General features: G+C 64.9%; 22 protein-coding genes. 14 read left to right on the top strand and 8 right to left on the bottom strand.

What is annotated here, in order from left to right:
• Positions 1-163 precede the first annotated feature (163 nt).
• From AB0J47_RS32160 to AB0J47_RS32135, 6 genes are all read left to right on the top strand, one after another.
• Positions 164-1,633, top strand: coding sequence for a PucR family transcriptional regulator ligand-binding domain-containing protein (locus tag AB0J47_RS32160; protein WP_364354667.1), 1,470 nt, complete (start codon positions 164-166; stop codon positions 1,631-1,633).
• 8 nt (positions 1,634-1,641) lie between these two features.
• Positions 1,642-2,466: an alpha/beta fold hydrolase gene (locus tag AB0J47_RS32155; protein WP_364354664.1), complete on the top strand. Its 825-nt coding sequence runs from the start codon at positions 1,642-1,644 to the stop codon at positions 2,464-2,466.
• Between the two features lie 154 nt (positions 2,467-2,620).
• Positions 2,621-3,229, top strand: coding sequence for a hypothetical protein (locus AB0J47_RS32150; protein WP_364354661.1), 609 nt, complete (start codon positions 2,621-2,623; stop codon positions 3,227-3,229).
• A gap of 149 nt (positions 3,230-3,378) precedes the next feature.
• On the top strand, positions 3,379-4,077 hold the full coding sequence (locus tag AB0J47_RS32145) for a WYL domain-containing protein (protein WP_364354658.1): 699 nt from the start codon (positions 3,379-3,381) through the stop codon (positions 4,075-4,077).
• A gap of 97 nt (positions 4,078-4,174) precedes the next feature.
• Positions 4,175-4,552, top strand: coding sequence for a VOC family protein (locus AB0J47_RS32140; RefSeq protein ID WP_364354655.1), 378 nt, complete (start codon positions 4,175-4,177; stop codon positions 4,550-4,552).
• 225 nt (positions 4,553-4,777) lie between these two features.
• A complete protein-coding gene (locus AB0J47_RS32135) occupies positions 4,778-6,427 on the top strand; it encodes an NTF2-like N-terminal transpeptidase domain-containing protein (protein WP_364354652.1) in 1,650 nt (549 codons plus the stop codon).
• On the opposite strand, the gene AB0J47_RS32130 is transcribed toward AB0J47_RS32135, so the two are convergent.
• From AB0J47_RS32130 to AB0J47_RS32120, 3 genes are all read right to left on the bottom strand, one after another.
• Positions 6,428-8,101: a SulP family inorganic anion transporter gene (locus AB0J47_RS32130; RefSeq protein WP_364354649.1), complete on the bottom strand. Its 1,674-nt coding sequence runs from the start codon at positions 8,099-8,101 to the stop codon at positions 6,428-6,430.
• Positions 8,102-8,103: 2 nt separating this feature from the next.
• The gene (locus AB0J47_RS32125) at positions 8,104-9,939 is read right to left on the bottom strand and encodes a phosphoenolpyruvate carboxykinase (GTP) (RefSeq protein ID WP_364354646.1); all 1,836 of its coding nucleotides are present in this window, start codon (positions 9,937-9,939) and stop codon (positions 8,104-8,106) included.
• A 92-nt stretch (positions 9,940-10,031) separates the two neighbouring features.
• Positions 10,032-10,400 carry a metalloregulator ArsR/SmtB family transcription factor gene (locus tag AB0J47_RS32120; RefSeq protein WP_364354643.1) on the bottom strand — a complete coding sequence of 123 codons (369 nt, stop codon included), beginning with the start codon at positions 10,398-10,400 and terminating at the stop codon, positions 10,032-10,034.
• Between the two features lie 156 nt (positions 10,401-10,556).
• On the opposite strand from AB0J47_RS32120, the gene AB0J47_RS32115 reads away from it, so the two are divergent.
• Together AB0J47_RS32115 and AB0J47_RS32110 are read left to right on the top strand one after the other, a co-directional pair.
• Positions 10,557-11,273 carry a response regulator transcription factor gene (locus AB0J47_RS32115; protein ID WP_364354640.1) on the top strand — a complete coding sequence of 239 codons (717 nt, stop codon included), beginning with the start codon at positions 10,557-10,559 and terminating at the stop codon, positions 11,271-11,273.
• Positions 11,270-12,763 carry a HAMP domain-containing sensor histidine kinase gene (locus AB0J47_RS32110; protein ID WP_364354637.1) on the top strand — a complete coding sequence of 498 codons (1,494 nt, stop codon included), beginning with the start codon at positions 11,270-11,272 and terminating at the stop codon, positions 12,761-12,763. The genes AB0J47_RS32115 and AB0J47_RS32110 overlap by 4 nt, the downstream gene beginning before the upstream one ends.
• Positions 12,764-12,767: 4 nt before the next feature.
• On the opposite strand, the gene cqsA is transcribed toward AB0J47_RS32110, so the two are convergent.
• On the bottom strand, positions 12,768-14,000 hold the full coding sequence (gene cqsA / locus AB0J47_RS32105) for an alpha-hydroxyketone-type quorum-sensing autoinducer synthase (RefSeq protein WP_364354634.1): 1,233 nt from the start codon (positions 13,998-14,000) through the stop codon (positions 12,768-12,770).
• Between the two features lie 151 nt (positions 14,001-14,151).
• Between cqsA and AB0J47_RS32100 the strand changes: the two genes are divergently transcribed.
• Together AB0J47_RS32100 and AB0J47_RS32095 are read left to right on the top strand one after the other, a co-directional pair.
• Positions 14,152-14,808, top strand: a complete 657-nt coding sequence (locus AB0J47_RS32100) for a response regulator transcription factor (protein ID WP_364354632.1) — start codon at positions 14,152-14,154, stop codon at positions 14,806-14,808.
• Entirely contained in the window at positions 14,805-15,989 is a 1,185-nt protein-coding gene (locus AB0J47_RS32095) for an ATP-binding protein (RefSeq protein ID WP_364354629.1), read from the top strand. The genes AB0J47_RS32100 and AB0J47_RS32095 overlap by 4 nt, the downstream gene beginning before the upstream one ends.
• 17 nt (positions 15,990-16,006) lie before the next feature.
• Here AB0J47_RS32095 and AB0J47_RS32090 read toward each other — a convergent pair whose 3' ends face one another.
• Entirely contained in the window at positions 16,007-16,399 is a 393-nt protein-coding gene (locus tag AB0J47_RS32090; protein ID WP_364354626.1) for a hemophore-related protein, read from the bottom strand.
• Between the two features lie 90 nt (positions 16,400-16,489).
• Positions 16,490-17,125, bottom strand: a complete 636-nt coding sequence (locus AB0J47_RS32085) for a class I SAM-dependent methyltransferase (protein ID WP_364354623.1) — start codon at positions 17,123-17,125, stop codon at positions 16,490-16,492.
• Positions 17,126-17,186: 61 nt separating this feature from the next.
• On the opposite strand from AB0J47_RS32085, the gene AB0J47_RS32080 reads away from it, so the two are divergent.
• Both AB0J47_RS32080 and AB0J47_RS32075 read left to right on the top strand, forming a co-directional pair.
• Positions 17,187-17,687, top strand: coding sequence for a GNAT family N-acetyltransferase (locus tag AB0J47_RS32080; RefSeq protein WP_364354620.1), 501 nt, complete (start codon positions 17,187-17,189; stop codon positions 17,685-17,687).
• A 151-nt stretch (positions 17,688-17,838) separates the two neighbouring features.
• Positions 17,839-18,417: a GNAT family N-acetyltransferase gene (locus AB0J47_RS32075; RefSeq protein WP_364354617.1), complete on the top strand. Its 579-nt coding sequence runs from the start codon at positions 17,839-17,841 to the stop codon at positions 18,415-18,417.
• Between the two features lie 138 nt (positions 18,418-18,555).
• Here the strand turns inward: AB0J47_RS32075 and AB0J47_RS32070 are convergent, their stop codons facing one another.
• On the bottom strand, positions 18,556-18,753 hold the full coding sequence (locus AB0J47_RS32070) for a hypothetical protein (protein WP_364354614.1): 198 nt from the start codon (positions 18,751-18,753) through the stop codon (positions 18,556-18,558).
• A gap of 40 nt (positions 18,754-18,793) precedes the next feature.
• Positions 18,794-18,931: a hypothetical protein gene (locus tag AB0J47_RS32065; RefSeq protein WP_364354611.1), complete on the bottom strand. Its 138-nt coding sequence runs from the start codon at positions 18,929-18,931 to the stop codon at positions 18,794-18,796.
• Positions 18,932-19,425: 494 nt separating this feature from the next.
• Here AB0J47_RS32065 and AB0J47_RS32060 point away from each other — a divergent pair, with 494 nt between their 5' ends.
• A complete protein-coding gene (locus tag AB0J47_RS32060; RefSeq protein ID WP_364354608.1) occupies positions 19,426-20,775 on the top strand; it encodes a hypothetical protein in 1,350 nt (449 codons plus the stop codon).
• Positions 20,772-21,818: a PPOX class F420-dependent oxidoreductase gene (locus tag AB0J47_RS32055; RefSeq protein WP_364354605.1), complete on the top strand. Its 1,047-nt coding sequence runs from the start codon at positions 20,772-20,774 to the stop codon at positions 21,816-21,818. The genes AB0J47_RS32060 and AB0J47_RS32055 overlap by 4 nt, the downstream gene beginning before the upstream one ends.
• The last annotated feature ends 422 nt before the right edge of the window (positions 21,819-22,240 follow it).

Below are 22,240 nucleotides of genomic sequence, written 5' to 3'. Positions count from 1 at the left end.
GGAGTAAGTACACCCGCCGCACATCCGCGCTGCTAGGAACCAGAAATCCGAAGTGTGGGACAGTTCACACGGGCTCGTTTGTGTGAATATCCAAAGCGTCGCCGGGTGGGCACGAGCTGGGCTGTTAGCCTCGGCAACTGTGCGACTTAGATCACTTCTGACCATGGATCTCGGTCTCGAGCTCGTCACCGGCGAAGAAGAGCTCGACCGCTTCGTGCGCTGGGTAGTGACCACCGACATGCTCGATCCGAGTCGTTACCTCTCCGGCGGCGAACTGGTACTGACCGGGCTGCAGTGGCGGCTTGCCCCAGCGGACAGCGAAACCTTCGTGCGGGCGCTGGCCCAGGCCGGCGTCGCCGGACTCGCCGCCGGCGACGCCCGTTACGGTGGCGCGCCGCCCGATGTCGTCGAGGCCTGTCAGCGGCATCGGATACCGCTGTTCCGTGTCCGGGAGGACATCGCATTCGCCCAGGTCACCGAGACATTGACCCGCAATCTGTCCACCGGACGCGCCGCCGATCTGACCGCCATCCTCGACCGCCACCGCCAGCTCGTCTCGGGTACCGGACTTGGCTCGGTGCTGGAGCTGATCGAACGCGATCTCGGCATGCGCTGCTGGGTCGTCGCGTCCACCGGACGAGTGGTGGCCGGACCCGCCGCACCCCCGCCGGTCGAGGTCACGGCCGCCTTCCTGAATGCCCGCCGCCTCCCCCACGTGCTGGTCCAGAACAAGGCGCGCTACTCGCTGTTCGCCGTCGACGAGCACAGCACCTCCCGCGCCGCCGACTGGTTGCTGGTCTTCGAAGGCGACTTCAAGGACTGGCCGGAGGAACGTCGCGCCCTGACCGGCGAACTCGCCGCCGTGGTGTCGCTCGAGCGCGCCCGACTCGACGATCGCCAGAGCGCCGAGGGCCGGCTCGCCCAAGAACTCATCGAACTGATCGTCTCCGATGCCAAACCCGCCGAGATCATTTCCCGCCTGGAACTGACCGGTCTCGGTCCGGCGGAAACCTATATCGCGGTCGCAGCTGGCGCAGATGCCTTGCGCCCCGGGGAATTACGCGTTCTACTGCGCGAAATCCTCTACGGCAAAAGGCCTGCCGCAGGTGTAGTTGATGGCGAAGCCATCGCTCTGATTCCCGCGGACGGCACGGCAATCAGCGAAATCCACCGCGCGGTAACCGCTTTGGAGCCCGGACTACACGGCGCTCACCTATCGATCGGGGTCAGCGGCATCGTCGACGGCGAAGGCCTGCGCGGTGCTGTCGAAGAAGCCCGCTACGCCCGCCGCCTGGCCGCCGACCGCCCCGCCCCCACCAGCGTCGTCGGCCACGACGAACTGGCCACCCATATGCTCCTGCTGGCCAGCGTTCCCGACGAAGTCCGGCGTATGTTCCGCCTGCGCCTGCTCGACCCGTTGAGCAGCTACGACCAGGAAAACCGCGCCGATCTCGTGCACACCTTGGAAACCTTCCTCCAGGTCTCCGGCTCGTGGACCAAATGCGCTGAGCTACTTCATGTTCACGTGAATACCTTGCGCTACCGTATCCAACGCATCGAAGAACTCACGGGCCGCGATCTGTCCCGCCTCGAAGACCGCGTCGACTTCTTTCTCGCCCTCGCCCTCCGCTGAAGGAACCCATGGACAGCACTGATCTATACATCCCGACTCGGCTCGGCACCCTGCACGTCGTCACAACCGGGCACGGCGATCCGCTCATGATGTGGCCGAGCCTGCTGATGGACGCCGCTCTCTGGGACGCTCAGGTCGCCCACTTCGCCGAGAACTACCAGACCATTGCGGTGGACCCACCCGGCCACGGAAAATCCACTCCACTCACCCGCGGCTTCACCTTCGACGACTGCGCGGGCTGTGTGGTCGACATCCTCGACCACCTCGAACTGCCACGGACACACTTCATCGGAAACTCCTGGGGCGCGATGATCGGCGGCACCTTCGCCGCCGAATTTCCCGACCGCGTCCGATCCGCCATCTTGATGAACGGCACGGCCTCACCGGCCCCGACCGGCCAGCGACTGCAGTACGCGGCGCTGCTGGTCCTCATCCGAATCCTGCGTGGCATCCGCCCGCCGATCACCCGTTCGGTAGTGCGCGCCTTCCTTGGACCGACCACCGAAGCCACGCGTCCCGATGTCGTGCGCCGGGTCCTGGAAACCGCCCGCCGCAATGACCCGAAATCGGTTGCGCACGCCGTCCGATCCGTAGTGATCGAGCGACCGGATCAACGCGACCGCTTCGCCGCGATCACCTGCCGCACGCTGGTCGTCGGCGGCCGCGAAGATCGCACCTTTCCGGTGCCCGAACTCGAAACCATGGCTCGGTCGATTCCCGGCGCGGAGCTGGCGGTTATCGAGGATGCCGCGCACCTTGCCGCCGCCGAGATCCCGGAGGTCGTCAATCAGTTGGTCGAAACCTTCCTGACCAACTGCGCCCGAGCACGCTGATTCGCACCGGTCTTGCGTATGGCTGCACCACGGCGAACCATTAGCTGTGCGGTGGCCGCGTTCGCGGGCCGAGCGGTCCGAGCATCCTCGGTGGACCACGACGCGTCAGCCTCGCTATAGAGCGGAGTGATCCCCTCCGCACTAGGAGGACTCGATGTTCATCCAAGTTATTCAAGGAAAGGTTGCCGACGCCGATCGGCTGCGTCGGTGTATGGATCGGTGGATCGAGGATTTGCAGCCGGGAGCCGTCGGCTATCTCGGGACGACGAGCGGGTTGTGCAATGACGGGACGTTCATCGCATTGGCGAGGTTCGAATCCGAAGAAGCGGCGCGGCGCAACAACCAGCGTCCGGAGCAGGGCAAGTGGTGGGCCGAGACCGAGCAGTGCTTCGACGGACCGGTGCAGTTCATGGATTGCCCCGAGGTGACACAGTGGCTGGGCGGTGGCTCGGATCAGGCCGGGTTCGTCCAGGTCATGGAGGGCCACACCCGCAATCCACGGCGCATGCGCGAACTGCTCGCCGAAGGCACCGAGCGCATCCACGAACTGCGCCCCGAAATTCTCGGCGGCACCTTGGCGACATATGGCAGCGACGGTTACGTCGAGGCCGTCTACTTCACCTCCGAAGCCGAGGCCCGCGCCCACGAAAAGCTGGAGATTCCAGACGATCTACGCGCCCTGTTCGAGGAGGAAAGCCAACTCATGGGCGAAGTCGAATACTTCGACCTACACGAACCGAGGCTGGTCTCCCCCGGCCGCTGACACGAGCGGTCGCATACCCAGTGATCCCCCGCGCACAGGCCACCGTGCGAGGCGTTCACTGGCTATGCGACACCCTCAGCCGATACCCGAATTCCGCCAGGGCAATTCGGTTCGCGGTGGCTGTCGGTGGTCGACGCTAGCGTGGCGGCGTGAACCGTACGGATCGGCTGTATGCGATCGTCGAGGAGTTGCGCGCGGTGGCGCCGCGGATGCGGACCGCGCGAGAGTTGGCGCAGCGTTATGAAGTGAGCGTTCGGACGATCGAACGCGATATCGCGGCATTACAGCAGGCGAGCATTCCGATCTACGCGGATGTCGGCAGGCGCGGTGGGTACGCGTTGGAGAAGAGCATGTCGCTGCCGCCGCTCAACTTCACGGCGGCCGAGGCGGTCGCACTCGCCGTGGCCTTGGCACGCCGCGAGGCGACACCCTTCGATCAAGCCGGGCGCAGCGCATTGCGCAAGATTCTGGGAGTGATGTCGGAGCGCAATGCGGCCGCCGCCCGCGACCTCGCGGCGCGCGTTCGACTACTGGACCCGGTTGATGCGCAACCCGTCCCAGCGATTCCGTCGGTCATCGGCCAGTCGATCGAGACGGGACGGGTGCTGCGCATCAGCTATTCGGACCGCTTCGGCGCGGTCAGCGAGCGGGAGGTCGAGCCGACGGCATTCCTCAATGGATCGCACGGCTGGTATCTCATCGCGTGGTGCCGGTTGCGTGCGGAGTCGCGGTGCTTCCGGCTGGATCGCATCCGCGCGGTGACCATAACCGATACACCGATGTCGCCGCGCCCGCTCACCCCAACCGATATACCGAAAGACCTCGAACTGCGCACCGTCGCGCTGTGATACGAAATCAGCGGTAAACACCGACAGGGGGTTGTCGCCGCGCCAGGTGATCGTGATCGGGCAAGGCACAGATACCCGATCGCGAGGAGAAGACACGGTGAGCACTCCCCCTTTCAATACGGTGGCCTGGTTCCAGGTCGGCAGCGATAAACCGCAAGAGGTCGAGAAGTTCTACGGCGAACTGTTCGGCTGGAGCTTCGCCGCGGACCCGAATGCCGACGGCTACGACTTGGTCAGCTACCCCGCGAGCGAGGCACCCAGCGGCGGGATCTCGCACACCCCCGACGCCTCGGCCAATCACGCGACCTTCTTCGTACTCGTACAGGATGTGGCGGCCACGGTCACAGCCGCCGAAAAGCTGGGCGGAAAGGTGTCGGTCCCACCGGTCACCGGCAAGGACGGTCTCGTCTTCGCGCACATCCGCGACACCTCCGGAAACGACTTCGGCGTCTTCAGCCCACCGCCGCAGGCGTGATCGGACGGGGACCTCGACCATCGGCCGAGGTCCCCCGGTCGGCTCGAACTTTGTTGCGGGGAGCCAACATAAGGCCACATCTCGAGTCCATCGCAATTCGGCGGCTATCCGATTTATCGAATGGATGACTGCCGAATGCGCGGGCTAGCCTCGAAGTCCATTGCGCTGCGCCTGCGGATGCTGACGACCATCAATCGCGGTTGAACTCGAGAATCGAGGATCCCGATGAGCATTTCCCCGGGTCATGGCGTCGGGCCGCACATGAGTCGCGCACGTTGGTCGGCCGCACTCGGCGCACTGATTCTCGCAGTGGCACTGAGCGGCTGTGCCTGTTCGTTCGAGGAGTATCCCGATGACGCGAGGGTCGCGGTCGAAGAGTTCACCGCGCTGCTGAACAAGCGGGATGCGGATAACGCCGCGAAATTGACCTCCCAACCAGTCAATGCCGCCGCATCGCTGCGACAGATATTCGAAGGGCTCGGCCCCGGTGCTCCGGACTTCCGTCTGTCGCAATTCATCGCATTGGATACCGGGGAGGGCATCTTCGCCCTGCAGGGCGCGTGGACATTCGGACCCGATCGAAGCTGGACATATGACGCGCAGGGCACGGTACGAAAGTTGGCGACCGGCTGGCGCATCTCCTGGGAACCCACGATCGCTATGCCGCAACTGGACAACACCCGCAAGGTCCACCTGGTAAAGGCCTACCCAACGCCGCCGCCCGTGGTGAAGGACAGTCTCGGACAAACGTTGATGAGCGAGCAGATCATCGCTGTGGTCCGGCTCGATCCCGCGCGCATCACCGATCTGATCGCCACCACCGACGCGCTGGCGAAGGCCATCGCACCGGTCGCCCCGCTTATCACCGGAGAGTCCTTGCGCGCGCAACTCGCCGCTGCCAAAGGTCAACCGGTCGTCGCTGTGAATCTGCGGCAGGACGACTTCGCGGTTCTCGAACCGGACATCACGCCGATTCCCGGGGTGGTGGTGCAGCCGCAGCCACGGCTGATCTCCGCCGACCGCCGCATCCAATCCCCCATGCTCGACGCGCTGCGCACGGTGTGGCAGCAGAATCGGGACAGAACTGCGGGCTGGGCGGTTCAGCTATCCGGCCCCGACGGACTTCCGGTCGCCAATATCGCGGGACAGCAGGGCACACCGGCGCCGGATGTGCCCGCCACCCTGGATCCGTACTGGCAACGCGCCGCCCAGGATGCGGTCAATTATCTGGGGAATCCGGCGGCCGTCGTCGCGATCCGCCCCGCGACCGGAGCCATTGTCGCCGCGGCCGAGAACAATGCGGCCAGCACGAACGAACCGGTGGCCTTCGCCGGGCTCGCCCCGATCGGCGGCACGACTGAACTACTGCGTACGGCCGCGGCCACCATCGCGCACAAACCGCCACAGAACGTATCCCTCGACGAGATCGGCCAGGCCGCCCGCATGCTCGGACTCGGCGTCGACTTCGAGCTGACGGGTCTGGACAAGGTGAGTTCGCGAATCCCGACTCCGGGCACCGAAGAGGTCCGACGCGGCGGCCGGGCGAGCGAGATCCAGGCCAGCCCCTACGGTATGGCGATCTTCACCGCCGCCATCGCCAATGGACACATCACCCCACCCATGATCGAAATCGGCCGCCCCGCAACTTCCGCCGAGTCGAGCCCGCTGCCCGCCGCGGTGGTCGACCAGCTCCGCGCCCTGATCGGCGGCGGCGGATATGTCACCACCGCTGGCGGGCAGGGCTGGCTGCTCGCGAATACCGGCGAGTTGGTCTTCGCGCTGCATGTCGAGGATCCGGACAGCAGCACCACCCTGCGCAACGCGGCCGAACGCATTTTCCATCCGAACATTGCCGAGGACCGCGCTGCCCCGTAATCACCTGTGGGTGCGGGTATTCGCCCCAGACTGCCCGGCACTGAAGTCTTTGGCAACCGGCATGTAGCGGCGGGCATGATCAATCGCCTCGCGAGTGTTGGCGAAGAGGCTGTGCTCGCTATCGGCAGGGAGCGCACCGATGGCGGTCAGTCGCCGCCGGTGGTCGGCACGCAGGCCGGAAAGCAGCACCTTGATATGGCGGTGCTCGAGTTTGGCGATGGCGTCTTTGAGCACCAACGCACCCGTCGTATCCAGCGCCGTCACCTTCGACATGCGCAGGATCACCACCTTGACATCGGCGACCTCGGCCAGCTCCAACAAAAAGCGATGCGCGGCCGCGAAGAACAGCGGACCGTCGATGCGATAGGCGACAATGTGCTCGCGCAGCAACTCGTGTTCCTCGGCGAAGTAGTCGTTTTCATCGAGCGGCACCTGCTCGAGCCGCGCCTCGCGCGCAACCGAACGCAAGGCGAGCACGATCGCGAACGCGACACCAACCGCGACGGCCGTGACCAGGTCGAGTGCCACAGTGACCCCGAAGGTGAGCGCCATGATGATCGCGTCACCGCGCGACGCACGGGCTATCGCCAGCAGCGAGGCCGTCTCCACCATCCGCACCGTGGTCGCCAGCAGCACACCGGCAAGCGCGGCCAGCGGGATATCGGCGACCAGTGGCGCGGCAAGGTAGATGATCGCGGCGAGCAATGCCGCGTGCGTCAGCGCGGCCAGCCGAGTACGGCCGCCAGAGCGGACATTAACGGCGGTGCGGGCAATGGCACCGGTCGCGGGCACACCACCGAACAGTGGCGCCGCGATATTCGCCAGACCCTGCCCGAACAGTTCGCGATCCGGGTTGTGCCTGGTACCGACGCACATGGAGTCGGCCGCAGTCGCCGACAACAGCGACTCCAGTGCGGCCAGCGCGGCCACCGCCAACGCGGGCGCGAGCAACGACCCGAGCTGATCGAAGTGCACGAATCCGACCGACGGCGCGGGCAATCCGGGCGGAATGGTCCCGATCCGCGCGAGATCCAAATCGAACAGCTCGGCAGTCACGGTGGCCGCGGCCACCGCGACCAGCGCGAACGGCAGTTTCGGCAGATAGCGACCGCCGGTCAGCACGACCGCGGCCACCACCAGCGCGGTCACCGGGGTCACCACACTCGGGTCCTCGATGAAACGACAGACCGCGTCGAGGGCCGACTGCCACACCTTGTCGCCCTCGGCGTGCGTAATCCTCAGGGCAGCCGGAAACTGTTGCAGGGCAATAACAACCGCGATACCCGCCGTGAACCCCTCGAGCACGGGAGCAGGCATATACCGGACCGCGCGTCCCACACCGGCCACTGCGAGCACAACCAGGACGAGGCCCGCCATCAGCCCCACGGTCAGTACCCCGCTCGCCCCGTGCTGATGCACGATCGGAACCAGCACGACGGTCATCGCGCCGGTCGGTCCCGACACTTGGAAGCGCGAACCGCCGAATACCGCGGCCAGTGCGCCGGCGACGATGGCCGTGGCCAGACCGGCCGCCGCACCGAGCCCGGAGCTGATGCCGAAGCCCAGTGCCAGCGGCAAAGCCACCAACGCCACGATCAACCCCGCCAACAGGTCCGCGCCGGGCGCGCGGAACGCGGGTCGCCATTCCGACCAGGTCGGCAGCAGCGCCCGCACGGTCAGCGGTTGCCGAGTAGGCGTAGCTTCAGCGCGGCCAGTTGCTCGCGTAATACCTCGGGAAGGCGGTTGCCTCCGATGGTGGCGTACCACTCATCGATCAACCGTGTCTCGGCCACCCATTCCTCGGTATCGACCGCCAACGCCGAACCGATCAGCCCCCGGTAGTCCTCGTCGAGGCCGGTGAGGTCGAGCGAGTCGGCGGTCGGCACATGACCGATCGGAGTCCATTGCGCCTCGATGCTACCTTCGATGCGTTCCAGCGCCCACTTCAACACCCGTGCGTTATCACCGAATCCCGGCCACAGGAATTTGCCGTCGGCGGTTCGCCGGAACCAGTTGACCTGGAAGATCTTCGGCAGTTTCGTGGCATCCGCGCCAGCGCCGAGCGCCAGCCAGTGCGCGAAATAGTCCCCGACGTGGTAGCCGAGGAACGGCAGCATCGCCATCGGATCACGTCGGACCACACCGACCTTGCCCGTCGCCGCCGCGGTGGTCTCCGACGACAACGTCGACGCGACGAATACACCGTGGGCCCAGTCGAAGGATTCGGCGATCAGCGGCACCGTGTTGGCGCGGCGCCCGCCGAAGAAGATCGCCGAAATCGGCACGCCCATAGGGTCGTTCCACTCCGGGGCCACCGACGGACACTGCTCGATCGGGGTGCAATAACGCGAATTCGGATGTGCCGCAGGGGTACCCGACTCGGGTGTCCAGCTCTTGCCACGCCAGTCGGTGAGGTGCGCGGGCGGCTGGTCGGTCGCGCCCTCCCACCACACGTCACGGTCGTCGGTCAGCGCGGTATTGGTGAAGATCGAGTTGCCACCATCGATGGTGGCGATCGCATTGGGGTTGGTCTTGACACCGGTTCCCGGTGCGACGCCGAAGAATCCGGCCTCCGGGTTCACCGCGTACAGGCGACCGTCCGCACCGAACCGCATCCAGGCGATATCGTCGCCGACGGTTTCGGCCTTCCAGCCGGGCAGCGCCGGTTCGAGCATCGCGAGATTGGTCTTACCGCACGAGGACGGGAACGCTGCCGCGATGTAGTGCGTCTTGTCTTGTGGCGAGGTGAGTTTCAGGATCAGCATATGCTCAGCGAGCCACCCCTCATCGCGACCGAGCACCGAGGCGATCCGCAGCGCGAAGCACTTCTTGCCCAGCAGCGCATTGCCGCCGTAGCCCGAGCCGTAGCTCCAGACGGTGCGCGATTCCGGGAAGTGCGCAATGTACTTCGTCTTATCGCACGGCCATGGCACATCCGGCTGGCCCGGCGTCAGCGGTGCACCGACGGAGTGCAGGCATCTGACGAATTCGGCGTCTTCGGAGAGGGATTTCCACACCGGCTCGCCGGAGCGGGTCATGATCTGCATCGAGGCCGCGACATACGCCGAATCCGTGATCTGCACACCGTATTTCGGTTCCTCCGCAGCCAAAGGACCCATGCAGTAGGCGATTACATACATGGTCCGGCCGGACATCGCGCCGCGGTAGTGTTCGGTCATCACCGTGCGCATGTCGACAGGGTCCACCCAATTGTTCGTCGGGCCCGCATCCGACTGCTCCTGCGAGCAGATGAAGGTGCGGTCTTCCACCCGCGCGACGTCCTCGGGATCCGACGCGCACCAGAACGAATTCGGCTTGCGATCGAGGCGCACGAAGGTGCCCTTGTCGACCAGCTCCGCGGTCAGGCGGTCCCATTCCTGCCGCGAACCGTCGCACCACATGATGCGATCCGGCGCGGTCAGCTCGGCGATCTCCTGCACCCAGGCGATGATGCCCGGATGCCGAGTCGGGGCCTGCGGGGCCAGGGTGGTGGACGCGGAGCGATCGGTCACGTGACTCTCCTCAGAAACTATCTAGGTATCTAGTTTAGAAAATATGCAATCAGCGGTCACGGGTTAGCCATCGAGTTCGCGCTGACTTCGGATCAGGTGTGTACGCCGGTCGGCGCGCTCTCAGTCGGGTTCTCCAGTAATTCGGCCTGACCGGCGACCACCCCGGTCAGAATGGCACGAGCCGCGACCAGCAGTTCTTTGACCCGCGGCGATGTCAGCGCGTACGTCACGGAAAGGCCCTCACGCCGCGCCGTCACCAACCCGGCGCGGCGTAGGACGGACAACTGCTGCGACAGGTTCGCCGCCTCGACCCCGACCTCGGGCAGCATCTCCGACACCGCATGCTCGCGCTCACTGAGCAACTCCAACACCCGGATCCGCACTGGATGTCCGAGTGTTTTGAAGAAGTCGGCCTTCATCTGATAGAGCGGCCTGCTCAATCCCGGCACTTGGTGAACCATCCTCCGGTCCGATGCGAGTATCGACAGCAATACATTGATTTCATAGTTTAGCAAACAGAGATATGAGCGGAACAGTAGGCCCAGCTGCGCCACGCTCACAGCCAACACCCAGCTTGTCTCGAGCTGCGGCCTTGCTCGGCCCGTCACGCTTGTGGAATGAGCAGAGCAGAGCCGGAGGCACGCATTCTCGTCGTCGACGATGAGCCGATGATTGTCGAGCTCCTTGCGGTCAGTCTGCGATTCCAGGGGTTCGAGGTGGTCACCGCGATCAGCGGGACGGACGGGCTCGACAAGGCACGCCGGTTCCGGCCGGACGCGCTGATCGTGGACGTGATGATGCCGGGCATGGACGGTTTCGGGCTGTTGCGGCGGCTGCGCGCGGACGGGGTCGATGCGCCGGTGCTGTTCCTGTCCGCTCGCGACGATGTCGACGACAAACTCACCGGGCTGACGCTCGGCGCCGACGATTACGTCACCAAACCGTTCAGCCTCGAAGAGGTGATCGCCCGGTTGCGTGCGATCCTGCGGCGGTCGGGCCGGGATGCCGTCGCGGACCTGTCTTCCCGCATCACGGTGGGCGATATCGAACTCGACGAAGACAGTCACGAAGTCTGGAAAGCGGGTGTACCGGTGGCATTGTCACCCACCGAGTTCACGCTGCTGCGGTATTTCATGGTGAATTCGGGCAAGGTGCTCAGCAAGGCGAAGATCCTGGATCACGTGTGGCGCTATGACTTCGGCGGTGATGCGGGGGTGGTCGAGTCGTATGTGTCGTATCTTCGGCGCAAGGTCGATACGACCGAACCGAAGCTCATCCACACCCTGCGCAGCGTCGGCTATGTGCTGCGCGCACCGCAGCCGAGTCGGATATGAGACTGCGCCGATCACTCGCGCGGCGGGTCTCGGCCATCCCGCTGCGGGTGGGACTTGTTGTCGCCCTGGTCTTTCTGGCGGCCATGGTGCTGGTTTCCACAGGTTTCGCGGTGACCTCCGCTTTGAGCCGGTCACTGACCGCGCGCACCGACGAGCAGCTCTACGATGCCGCACGCTCGTGGGCCCAGCCACGCGAGATGAAGCAGGTCCTCACGAATGACGGTGCGACGGTATGGGTTCCGGCCGACCTGCCGCAGGCGCCGACACCGCGACTGTTCACCGATCAACCACGCCGCTTCTACGAGTTGCACAAAGGCCCCGAGGGACAGATCTATCCGGGCACCTCGGTCACCGTCGCCAGCATCGGCACCACGCCGGATACCAATGGGCGATCGGCATCGGTCCCCACGACCGTCGGCTCGACCGACGGCTCCGAGGTGCGGTGGCGTGCCCTGACCACCAGCAACCAGTACGGCTCGACGACCATCGCGCTGCCGCTCACCGATAACCAGGAGACGGTATCGCGATTGATCTACTTCGAACTCGGCACCGGAGCGGCCGCGCTGATCGCGCTGGGTGTGGTCGGATATTTCGTCGTGCGACGCAGCCTGCGGCCGCTGCGCAACGTCGAGAAGACCGCGGCGGCGATCGCGGGCGGCGACCTACACCGGCGCGTTCCGGTACGTGGTGTCGATACCGAGGTCGACCGGTTGGCGCGGTCATTGAACGCGATGCTCGCACAGATTCAGCACGGCGTCGCCGCCACCGAGGCCTCCGAAGAAGACGCCCGACGCTCCGAACGCCGGATGCGCCAGTTCATCGCCGACGCCAGCCACGAATTGCGCACCCCGCTCACCACCATTCGCGGTTTCGCCGAGCTCTACCGCCAAGGCGCGAGCACGGATGCGTCCATGGTGGTCGGCCGCATCGAGGCCGAGGCCGAACGCATGGGCCTGCTGGTCGAGGACCTGCTCATGCTCGCGCGCTTGGACGCGAGACGCCCACTCGACCGCAGTCAAGTCGATCTGCTGACACTCGCTGGCGATGGGGTGCACAATGCGCAGGCCATGGCGGCACGGCAGCAACCGCAACGCCCGATCACCCTGGAGGTCCGTTCGGGCGTCGGCACCATGGACGTGACCGGCGACGAGGCGCGATTGCGTCAGGTGCTGGCCAATCTGCTCGGCAATGCGCTGGCCCACACTCCGGCCACCGCCGCGATCACCGTGCGGCTCACCCCATCCGCCGATGATGTGCGCATCGACGTCATCGACACCGGCCCCGGTTTGCCGCCGGATGCCGCCGCCCGAGTCTTCGAACGGTTCTATCGCACCGACGACTCGCGCACCCGGGCCAGTGGCGGAACAGGTTTGGGGCTATCGATCGTGCAGGCTCTCGTGGCGGCGCACGGTGGCCGGGTGAGCGTGGACAGCGAGCCGGGCAACGGCGCGACCTTCACGGTGATCCTTCCGCGTGCGACGGCCGCCTGATAGCTCACCGAGTCGGCACGAGTTGCGGTGCAGGCGGTACGGGCATCGGCCTTTCGTGACGCACCGGAGCCATCGCGCCGAAGTTGTTGCGCACCTCGGCGCACACCTGGATCAGTCGCTCCACCTGCATATCGGTGAGCCCCGCGTGCAGCGAGAAGCGGATGCGCGCGTGTTCGGGCGCGGTGGCGGGCCAGCACAGGATCGAACCGAAAACGCCGCGAGCCTCCAGGAAGTCGCGGATCGCGATGGTGCGCTCATCCGAACCGGTCTGCAGCGCGACGATATGGCTGGCCGAACCCTCCAGATCGAATTCCAACGCCAACAGCGCGCGCCGCACGACAGCGGATATCTCGCGCAGCCGGACCCGCCGCCAATCGTCGATGCGAATCACCTCGAGCGTCGCGGCCAGACCGGCGATATCGTGCGGCAACAGTGTCGCGGAGAAGACGGCGGGATCGGATTCCATCTTGAAGTAGTCGACGAAATCGATATTGTTCGCGGCGACGAATCCCGCACGGCCCGCGAAAGCCGTTGCGAGGCTGGCGATCCGGAACGGCACCCGGTCGGCGAGGCCGAGCGCGACCACCATGCCCGCACCGTAGGGCCCGTCGGTGCCGAGCGAATGCGATTCATCGACCACCAGCACGCTGCCGGTTTCGTCGGCGACATCACAGATCTGGGTGAGCGGACAGCGGCTCCCGTTGGTGCCATAGATCGAATCCACCGCGATGATGCCGGGTCCGTTTTTGCGGATCTCGTCGCGCAGATGGCCCGGAAAATTGTGTCGGAACGAATATACCGGCGCACCAGCGGTTTTCGCGCCATGCCAGAGCGACATGTGCGCAATGTGATCGACATAGACCGGCGTATGCGCATCGGCGATCGACTGCATCAATCCGGCATTCGCATCCCAGCCCGACTGACACAGAACTCCGCCCGCCGCCCGCATATGTTCGGCAAGTGTCTTTTCCAGCGCGATCTGCGGATGGTCGGAACCGTGTAGGAAGACGCCCGACGGCGGCGCTCCCCCGCTCGCGTACTGCAATGCCGCGCACATCGCGCCGACGATATGCGGCTCGTGGGCGAGCGCGAGATAGTCGTTGCTGGTCAGCACGACGTCACCCGGCCTCGGTTCACGACCGTGCAGAATATGCCGTCCGCCCCATGCGATCGCGACCCGTTCCCTGTGGAATCGGTTGACGCGAAAGAATATGCGGTCGGCGACCGACATTGTCATCTGAACTCCTTTCACTGCTATCAGCTACTACAGAGCGCACACCGAGCAGATTGAATCACTCCGCATCGCCGGATGCGCCGAAATCGCCAACTCGACGCGGGTTCTGTCGCACTAACAGCGCCCTAACAGCGACAACAGGCACGATGGTCGAATGCGGGTACTGGTGGTCGAGGACGAACGGTTGCTGGCCGATGCGATAGCCCACGGGCTGCGGCGGCGTGCGATGGCGGTCGATGTGGTGCACGACGGCGCGGATGCGCTCGAACGAGTCGCGGTGAACGACTATGACGTGATCGTGTTGGATCGCGATCTACCGAAGGTATCCGGGGATACCGTCTGCACCTCGCTCACCGAGGCGGGCAGCGATGCCAGGATCCTGATGCTGACGGCTGCCGCCGCGGTGGCCGAGCGGGTCGCGGGGCTCGGACTCGGTGCCGACGACTATCTGACCAAACCGTTCGCATTCTCCGAATTGGTGGCACGAATTCAGGCGCTGGGGCGGCGCGCGCGTCCCGCGACACCATTGGTGCTGGAGCGGGCCGGGATTCGGCTCGACCCGCATCGGCTGACCGTCACCCGCGACGGGCAGCCGGTTTCGTTGTCGCGCAAGGAGTTCGCGGTACTGGACGAACTATTGCGTGCCGATGGCGGGGTGGTGTCGGCCGAGCAGTTATTGGAGAAGGCATGGGACGAGAACATCGATCCGTTCACGGGGGTGGTGCGATACACGATCATGATGGTGCGGCGGAAGCTGGGCGATCCGCCGGTGATCGAGACCGAGGCGGGCGTTGGGTATCGCATCCGATGAGGGGCCGCACCATTCGGCTCCGGCTCACCCTGCTGTACGCGGGCGCGTTCTTCATCGCGGGGGCGATTCTGGTTGCGCTGATGTATTTCTATCTCGATCGGTCGCTGGATCGGCGACACGGCATGGGTGCCCAGATCCTCGTGCGCGAGTACCTGGCCAAGCGGAACCGGCCGATCGTCACCGAGGAGTTGTACGCGGCACTGACCGCGCAGGCCGCCAAGGAGCGCCGCGACACCTTGGAGGCGATGCTCGTTTGGTCGCTGGTCTCCCTCGGTGCGATCGGGATCGTCGCGGGCGGACTGGGTTGGCTGCTGGCCGGGCGAGCCCTGCATCCGCTACAGCAGATAACCGCGACCGCGCGACGGGTGGCCGATCGCAGCCTGCACGAGCGGATCGCGCTGACCGGACCCGATGACGAAATCAAGGATCTCGCAGACACTTTCGACGCCATGCTGGAGCGATTGGATCGCGCCTTCGACGGTCAGCGCCGCTTCGTCGCCAATGCCTCACATGAACTGCGCACACCGTTGACCATCAATCGCACGTTGATCGAGGTGGCGCTGGACGATCCCGAGGCACCCGAATCGACGCGTCGCCTCGGAGCAACGCTTTTGGAGGTCAATAGCCGGCACGAGCGACTCATCGACGGATTGTTGGTGCTCGCGAGCAGTGAGCAGCGCCTCATCGAGCGCAGTCGGGTCGATCTGGCCGAGGTGGTCCGTCGGGTGGTCGCTGTCGCGGGCGATGCCGCCGACCGGGCCGGTATCGAGATCCGCACCGATATAGCGTCGGCTCGGGTCTCGGGCGATCCGGTACTGCTGGAACGTCTGGCACAGAACTTGGTGGACAATGCGATTCGCTATAACATCGCCGAAAACGGTTGGGTTTCAATCAGTTCGGTTAGCACAGGCAGCAATGCGCAACTCGTCGTGGAGAATACCGGCCCGGTAGTGCCTGCCTTCGAAGTCGACGGACTCTTCGAACCGTTCCGCAGACTCGCCTCCGGCGAACGGGAACCCGAAACGGCGCATGCACCGAACAGCCGGGGCGCGGGGCTGGGGCTGTCGATCGTGCGATCGGTCGCGCACGCGCACGGCGGCGAAGTCCGGGCGACCGGGCGGGCCGAAGGCGGACTCACTGTCACGGTCACCATCGAGAACCGAACGGGCGACGCCGGATAGCGCCGCCCGCGTTCAACTCAGTAGTTGTGGCAGGTGTTCGCGATCTGCCGCAGCTTGTCGATCTTCTGCTGGCCCTCGGGCGAGTTGCGCTTCTCCTCGATCTTGGTCCGCGCGTTCGGGTGGTTATCGAGCCACTGCTGGGCGCGCTGCTTGCGCTGCTCGACCGGCAGGCCGAGGAATTCCTGCAGCTTCGCCTTGCGATCGGGATGGCTGTCCAGGCGTTCGGCGAGCTTGGGCGCCTCGGCATGAATGGCCGCATCCACCTGCGCGAAGCTGCATGTCGTCTCGATCAGTCCGCCGCCGAGGCCCGGTTGCGCCGAAGCGGTTCCGGGAACCAGTAGCGCCCCCGCCGCCAGCAGACCGCCGAGCGCAACAGCTGTTCGCACGAATCCGGTACGGGTGTATGTCATGACAAATGACCCTTTCCATTGGCGATCGGATCACGGCAGGCAGTGCCGCGACCCGATGCACAGTCCACCAGGGTCGGTGTTTGCACAGCGCTAGGAATGGCGCACGCGGGCGAGCCAGGCGGCCTCGTCGACAATGCTGCCCGGCGTGAGACCGAGTTCCTCCGCCTCGACGACCGCCTCGCTGACGCGTCCCCGATAGCGTGCGACCTCCAGTTCCTCCAACTCCCAGCCCGCACCGAACGCGTCGGTGATCGCGGAGCGGCTGATGCGCGGGCCGAAGCCGGGTTCGGCGTCGGAGAGCGCGAGGATGTGGAGATACCCGCCGGGCTTCAGGACCCGGTGCAGGCTGCGCAGATAATCGGTCGGATCGCCGTTGTCGTGAGCGAAAACATGGAAGAGCGCACTGTCGAGAATGGTGTCGTAGCGGGGCTCATCCCCGAGATCCAGCGCATCGGCCACCTCGAACCGCGCGGCAACCCCGCGCTCGCGTGCATTTTCTCTGGCATAAGCGATCGCACTCGGTGCCAGATCCAGTCCGAGCACGTCATAACCGAGCTCGGTCAACCGAATGGTGTGCTCACCGGCACCACACCCAACATCGAGCACCGCACCCCGAATCCACCCCCGCTCGATCAGTTCGAGCACCGCGGGCTGCGGCTCCCCGATCACCCACGGCGCGGACCCGTTGTCATAGGCAGCATTCCAGAATTCAGCCGGTCGATTCATACCCCCAGCCTTCAACCTCAACCAGGGTTCATGTCAACCCTCGCCGGGCTACATTGCGTTGATGACCGATCCCCCGCACCTGCGCCTCGCCCGGCCCGAGGACGCCGAATCCATCGCGGCCATCTGGTACGAAGGCTGGCGCGATGCCCACCTCGGCAATGTCCCCGACGAACTCATCGCCGTCCGGCCCCAGGAATCGTTCGGCGTACGCGCCGCCGAGCGAATCGACGACACCGTTGTCGCGATCATCGCCGACCAGGTAGCCGGTTTCGTCATGACCCTCGACGACGAAGTCGACCAGGTCTATCTATCCCGCCACCACCGCGGAACCGGAATCGCCGCCTCCTTGCTCGGCGCCGCCGAGGCGCGCATACGTGCTGGCGGTCATTCCCGCGCCTGGCTGGCGGTAGTTCCGGGCAACACCCGAGCCCGCGCTTTCTACACGCGCAACGGGTGGGTCGATGAGGGACTGTTCAGCCACCAGGCCCCTGGGCCCGATGGGCCCGTATCGGTTCCTGCTCACCGCTACGTCAAACAGGTCGGTTCCTCGCCGAAGAACTAGGCGCCTGACCATTCCGCGGAAAGGTGGCGAGTTGCGGTTCGCCAGGTAAGTCGCGGCGCAACAGGCTCCTGGCGTGCATTACCGATCCGGGGAATCCCGACCAACCCGTTATTGCGTTGCCTCAGATCGGATCAGCTGCCAACATCCCAGGATGGGCACCGAGCAACCAGCCGCGCTTGCGTCCGGAATTGCGCCGCCTCAGCAGATCGACCTGGGTGACCTGCTGCTGCGCCGTTGGCAGCCCGAGGATCTGATGCTGCGCTTCGAGGCGGTCGCCGTCTCCTTCGACCACCTCCATCCATGGATGGACTGGCTCGCTGAACCCATGACACTCGAGCAGCATCGTGCCTTCGGCGACACGATGGCGACTAGCTGGCCAAGCCCCCACGGAAGCTGCAACTACGGCATCTTCGACGCCGAGGGGACCTTACTCGGTGCGATCGGAATCCACGACCGCGTCGGGCCGCACACGCTGGAAATCGGGTACTGGTGCCATATCGCGCATACCGGCCGCGGAGTGATCACGCGCTCCGCCGCCGCACTGACGCGAATCGCGTCATCCCTACCTGGTATCGGCCATATCGAAATCCACTGTGACGAAGCCAATATTCGCAGCGCGGCAGTACCCCGCCGACTCGGATACCGGCTCGACCGGATCGAACCACGCGAGGTGCGCGCGCCTGCGGAATCAGGCCGTGGCATGTTCTGGATCAAGGACCGGAAGCTGTGAGCGTCTGATCTGACGTGCATCGTTCAGCGAGCAGGGCTGGGGTCTCCCTGGTGTCCAACTGCCGTGTCACGTGTGTTGAAAAGACCAGTTTATCGCGAACGCAGCACGGCGCGGCACGGACGACGGTTGAACGCTCGATCAGGCTTCTGCGTTGCGAACGCTGGTCGACTCGTCCCCGATCGTGTCGCTCTTGTCGGCATCCAGGAGCCAGCCGTCCTCACCGACTCGACACAGCCAGCCATCGGCTGCGCGCTCGTAGATCGGCAAACTGTCGGCTGGCGCAAGGTCGAGCTTGAAATGCGTTTCTTCGTGAAAAGCAGCCAGCAACGCGCGCACCGACGCAGCGATCTCATCGCGAGAACTCTCGGACATCTGCCTACGCCTCCAATGGATTCGGCAGGTCCTTGCAGTTCATGAGCGCCGCCCAGTAGTCGTCTCGAAGCGCGTCCCACAGATCACCGTGCTTGGGCAGCAAATCCCGCGCGGCCGCCAAATCGGTATACGGATCGAACACGACCGTTCCGTGTTGCACCCCCGTCAGCGGCGCGCGCGACGGCAAGCAATACGCGGCGAACGACTCGGAAGTGAACTCGACACGCAAGACCCGAGCCGAACATTCGACCAACCGCCACACCGCAACCTTGCAACCATCCTGAGTCTGCGTGGTACGCAACCGATCTCGTCGCATCATGCGCCCTCACGGTGTGCGGCTGGCGTGGACTCGGTACCTCGGCGCTCCTTGTGCCCAGCCCACTCGCGGATGGCATCCGCAAAACGCTCGACGACATCGGCCGTAGCGCCGCTGTACGCAGCAGGCGGCCCGACAAACGGATATCGGTGCGGCAGTTTCGAATTCACCGTGATCCCTCCCCGTAGCTGTAGATCAGGCACCCGACACCCGGGTGCCCCTAAAGCGTCGCCGACCGGCCACTTCGATCCCAGCCACGAAACCGCACACAAGTAATACGCTTTCGATACCGAGCGTTGTGGACGCGAACAGGGGTGGCCATGATCGTTACCAATTGGACGGGTGTTGAAGTCAAGGCTCTTCGCATTGCCGCTCTGCGACTCACGCAGGAAGCGTTCGCGGAGCAACTCGGCTACCAGCCGGTGACCGTGCGGAAATGGGAGCGTTCGCTCGACAACCGTCCAGTGCGCGGCAAGTCCGCACAGGACCTCGACAGCGAACTCGTGCGACTGAACGACGACCAGGCCGCACGATTTTGGGCGGCCGTCACCGAAGCGCGTTCGGCAGTTTCGGTGCATCCTGGCGTGTATGAGGCCGACGCCTTGTCTGATCGGCCTGGCGGCTCGCTCGGTGTCTATGCGTGGGAAGTCGATGGTGACGTGAAACGGCGGGAGTTCAGCAAGTTAGCTGCGGCAACCGGTGCCGCTATGGTCCTGGACTCGTGGGATCTCAACAGGGAGCGAATCGGCATGTCCGATGCGCGGCGTCTGCTCGACCGCGTGGACCAACTGGTCTGTGAGGATCAGCGAGCTGGTGGGGCACCGCTGGTGAGCTGCGCCGTGGAGGGACTCGCCCGCGCCAAGCACCAGTTGGAAACATGCGGGTTCGATTCGGCGGCGGGCGACGCATTCGCTAGTGCGACTGGCGAACTCGCCGTAATGACCGGGTGGCTGGCATTCGATGCGGACATGCACCCGCTCGCACGGCGCTGCTTCTCCGATGCGATGGCGCTGGCCAGTCAGGCAGATGATCCCGATCTGACCGCGCACACATGCTTATATGCCGCGAATCAATCGATCGCGCTCACCCAAATGGGACAGGCAAGCCCACACCATGCGTTGAAGCTGGTCGATCGAGCGCGAGATCTTATGCGGGGCAGACCTCCTGGACGGATCCACGCCTTGATCGCAATCCGGCAGGCGCAGGCTGTGGGTCTGCTCGGGGATCGCAACGCGTTCGGTCGTGCCATCGCAACCGCGTGGCGTGAGGTAGACCAGGCTGTGGAGCACGAGCCCATCGAAGAATGTCCGGCTTGGCTGCGGTTCGTCGGCCATGCCGAGGTACGCGGCCACGAAGCGCGCGGATATGGACGGGTTGGCAACCTCGCAAAGGCGGTGGACTTGCTGGAGGCTGCCGTTAGTGACCAAGCGTCCGTTCGGAATTCAGTAAACGCGCGGGCATGGCTGGCGTCGGCGCGGGCTGCGACCGGGGACTTCCCGGGTGCCCTGGCTGAAGCGATGCCTGTGATACAGCATCTGGGCAATGCGGTTTCGTCACCGCGCACCGTCAAGGTCCTCGTACCCGTCCGGCGCGCAACAGCCACTTTGTCCATTGGCGCGGAGTTCGGTCAGCGATTCGACGCTCTCACGCAGACAGCGATCAACGCATGAAATGGCCCGACGCAGTCGTATTCCAGCACCTCGATGCCGCACAGGCCCGCGAGCTCCGCGCAACCGTGGCCGACATCTATAGCCGGTCCTACGTGGATGCGATCGCATCCGGCGACCCGTTCGACTCGCCGGAGCAGTTCATGCATCGCTTCGACACTTACACCTCACCCACCCGCGCCCACGCATTCGCTATGGTCATCGCATACCGGGACGGGAAACCAGCCGGACAAACATGGGGATGGACGCTCGGCCCAAATGCGGCATGGTGGAAGAACTTTCGGCCAGACAGCACCATCACCGACCGCGACGCCTTCACCACCGAAGACGGCACCCGCACCTTCGCACTATCCGAAATCATGGTGTGCACGAACCACACCGGGCAAGGCCTGGCCCGAGCCCTGCACGACGAGCTGCTGAACAACCGACCCGAGCAACGCGCAACCCTCTTGGTCGAACCGGAGAACGACCGCGCCTACCGAGCGTATCGAAGCTGGGGTTGGACCCGCGTCGGGATCACCAAACCGAGTTGGCCAGACGCACCCACATTCGACGTCCTGATCCGCGATCTGACCGGGAATGCCCGACATGAACCACTTCTGGGAAGAGGTGAGGGCGCTGCCGAGGCTTCCAACTACGCTTCATCGGTGACTTTCACTACGAATGAGCAGCAGTTCCTCGCGGAGGCCGGGATCGGGCGGCTGGCCACGGTATCGCCCGACGGCGTCGTGCAGAACAACCCGACCAGCTATCGGGTGAACGCCGACGGCACCATCGACATCGGCGGTATGCGCATGCGCAACAGCCGTAAGTACCGCAACGTCGAGGCAGGCAGTCGGGTCTCGTTCGTCGTCGACCAGCAGGTCTCGTTGGACCCGTACGTTATTCGCGGCATCGAAGTGCGCGGCACGGCCGAGGCGCTCGACGACCAGGAGCCGCCGTTCCCTCCCCAGGAACGCTCGATCATTCGGATCCATCCCGAACGAATCATCTCCTGGGGCATCGACAGCGGCTCCTTCGATTTCACCAGTCGCACGCCCAACTAAGAGGTCACGACCGTGCCCCCTTGGGGGCACAGCACTCCAGCGTGACCGGTTCAGGAAATGCTGCAAACCGTCCGGCTCCACCACGCTGGCGGCGTCGGCCAGCTGCCAGGAATTCTTGCGCTCCGCCGGCGCCAGCAACCCCGTCGGATAGCCGCGCCCACCGCCGCGGCTCTGCCCGATAGAACACCCCCGCTACCCGTGCGAACACCCCATCGAAACCGGCTCGCCAAGCCGAAAGATCCTCGGCCACAACATCATCCAGCACCCGAGACAAACTACCCCAAATCAACTCTCTTGCAGCACAACAAAATACAACTGTCGTGCTAGCACGACAGTTGTATTTCGTTGTGTGACAGTCGTTGTCGATGGTATTTGGTTTGTCGGACGCGGGTTTGGTGGCGTCGGCGCCATCGGGAGGCGGC

Source organism: Nocardia sp. NPDC049737, assembly GCF_040674755.1.
In the GTDB taxonomy this organism is placed as follows: Bacteria; Actinomycetota; Actinomycetes; order Mycobacteriales; family Mycobacteriaceae; genus Nocardia.
Note: the sequence above shows the minus strand (reverse complement) of the source record. Positions and strands in the feature narration are given on the sequence as shown.

Coding starts and splice junctions, on each gene's coding strand:
- AB0J47_RS32115 (WP_364354640.1), top strand. CDS start 10,557: ATGAGCAGAGCAGAGCCGGAGGCACGCATTCTCGTCGTCGACGATGAG.
- AB0J47_RS32075 (WP_364354617.1), top strand. CDS start 17,839: ATGGGCACCGAGCAACCAGCCGCGCTTGCGTCCGGAATTGCGCCGCCT.
- AB0J47_RS32080 (WP_364354620.1), top strand. CDS start 17,187: ATGACCGATCCCCCGCACCTGCGCCTCGCCCGGCCCGAGGACGCCGAA.
- AB0J47_RS32055 (WP_364354605.1), top strand. CDS start 20,772: ATGAAATGGCCCGACGCAGTCGTATTCCAGCACCTCGATGCCGCACAG.
- AB0J47_RS32090 (WP_364354626.1), bottom strand. CDS start 16,399: ATGACATACACCCGTACCGGATTCGTGCGAACAGCTGTTGCGCTCGGC.
- AB0J47_RS32060 (WP_364354608.1), top strand. CDS start 19,426: ATGATCGTTACCAATTGGACGGGTGTTGAAGTCAAGGCTCTTCGCATT.
- AB0J47_RS32100 (WP_364354632.1), top strand. CDS start 14,152: ATGCGGGTACTGGTGGTCGAGGACGAACGGTTGCTGGCCGATGCGATA.
- AB0J47_RS32085 (WP_364354623.1), bottom strand. CDS start 17,125: ATGAATCGACCGGCTGAATTCTGGAATGCTGCCTATGACAACGGGTCC.
- AB0J47_RS32160 (WP_364354667.1), top strand. CDS start 164: ATGGATCTCGGTCTCGAGCTCGTCACCGGCGAAGAAGAGCTCGACCGC.
- AB0J47_RS32155 (WP_364354664.1), top strand. CDS start 1,642: ATGGACAGCACTGATCTATACATCCCGACTCGGCTCGGCACCCTGCAC.
- AB0J47_RS32135 (WP_364354652.1), top strand. CDS start 4,778: ATGAGCATTTCCCCGGGTCATGGCGTCGGGCCGCACATGAGTCGCGCA.
- cqsA (WP_364354634.1), bottom strand. CDS start 14,000: ATGACAATGTCGGTCGCCGACCGCATATTCTTTCGCGTCAACCGATTC.
- AB0J47_RS32095 (WP_364354629.1), top strand. CDS start 14,805: ATGAGGGGCCGCACCATTCGGCTCCGGCTCACCCTGCTGTACGCGGGC.
- AB0J47_RS32150 (WP_364354661.1), top strand. CDS start 2,621: ATGTTCATCCAAGTTATTCAAGGAAAGGTTGCCGACGCCGATCGGCTG.
- AB0J47_RS32120 (WP_364354643.1), bottom strand. CDS start 10,400: ATGGTTCACCAAGTGCCGGGATTGAGCAGGCCGCTCTATCAGATGAAG.
- AB0J47_RS32110 (WP_364354637.1), top strand. CDS start 11,270: ATGAGACTGCGCCGATCACTCGCGCGGCGGGTCTCGGCCATCCCGCTG.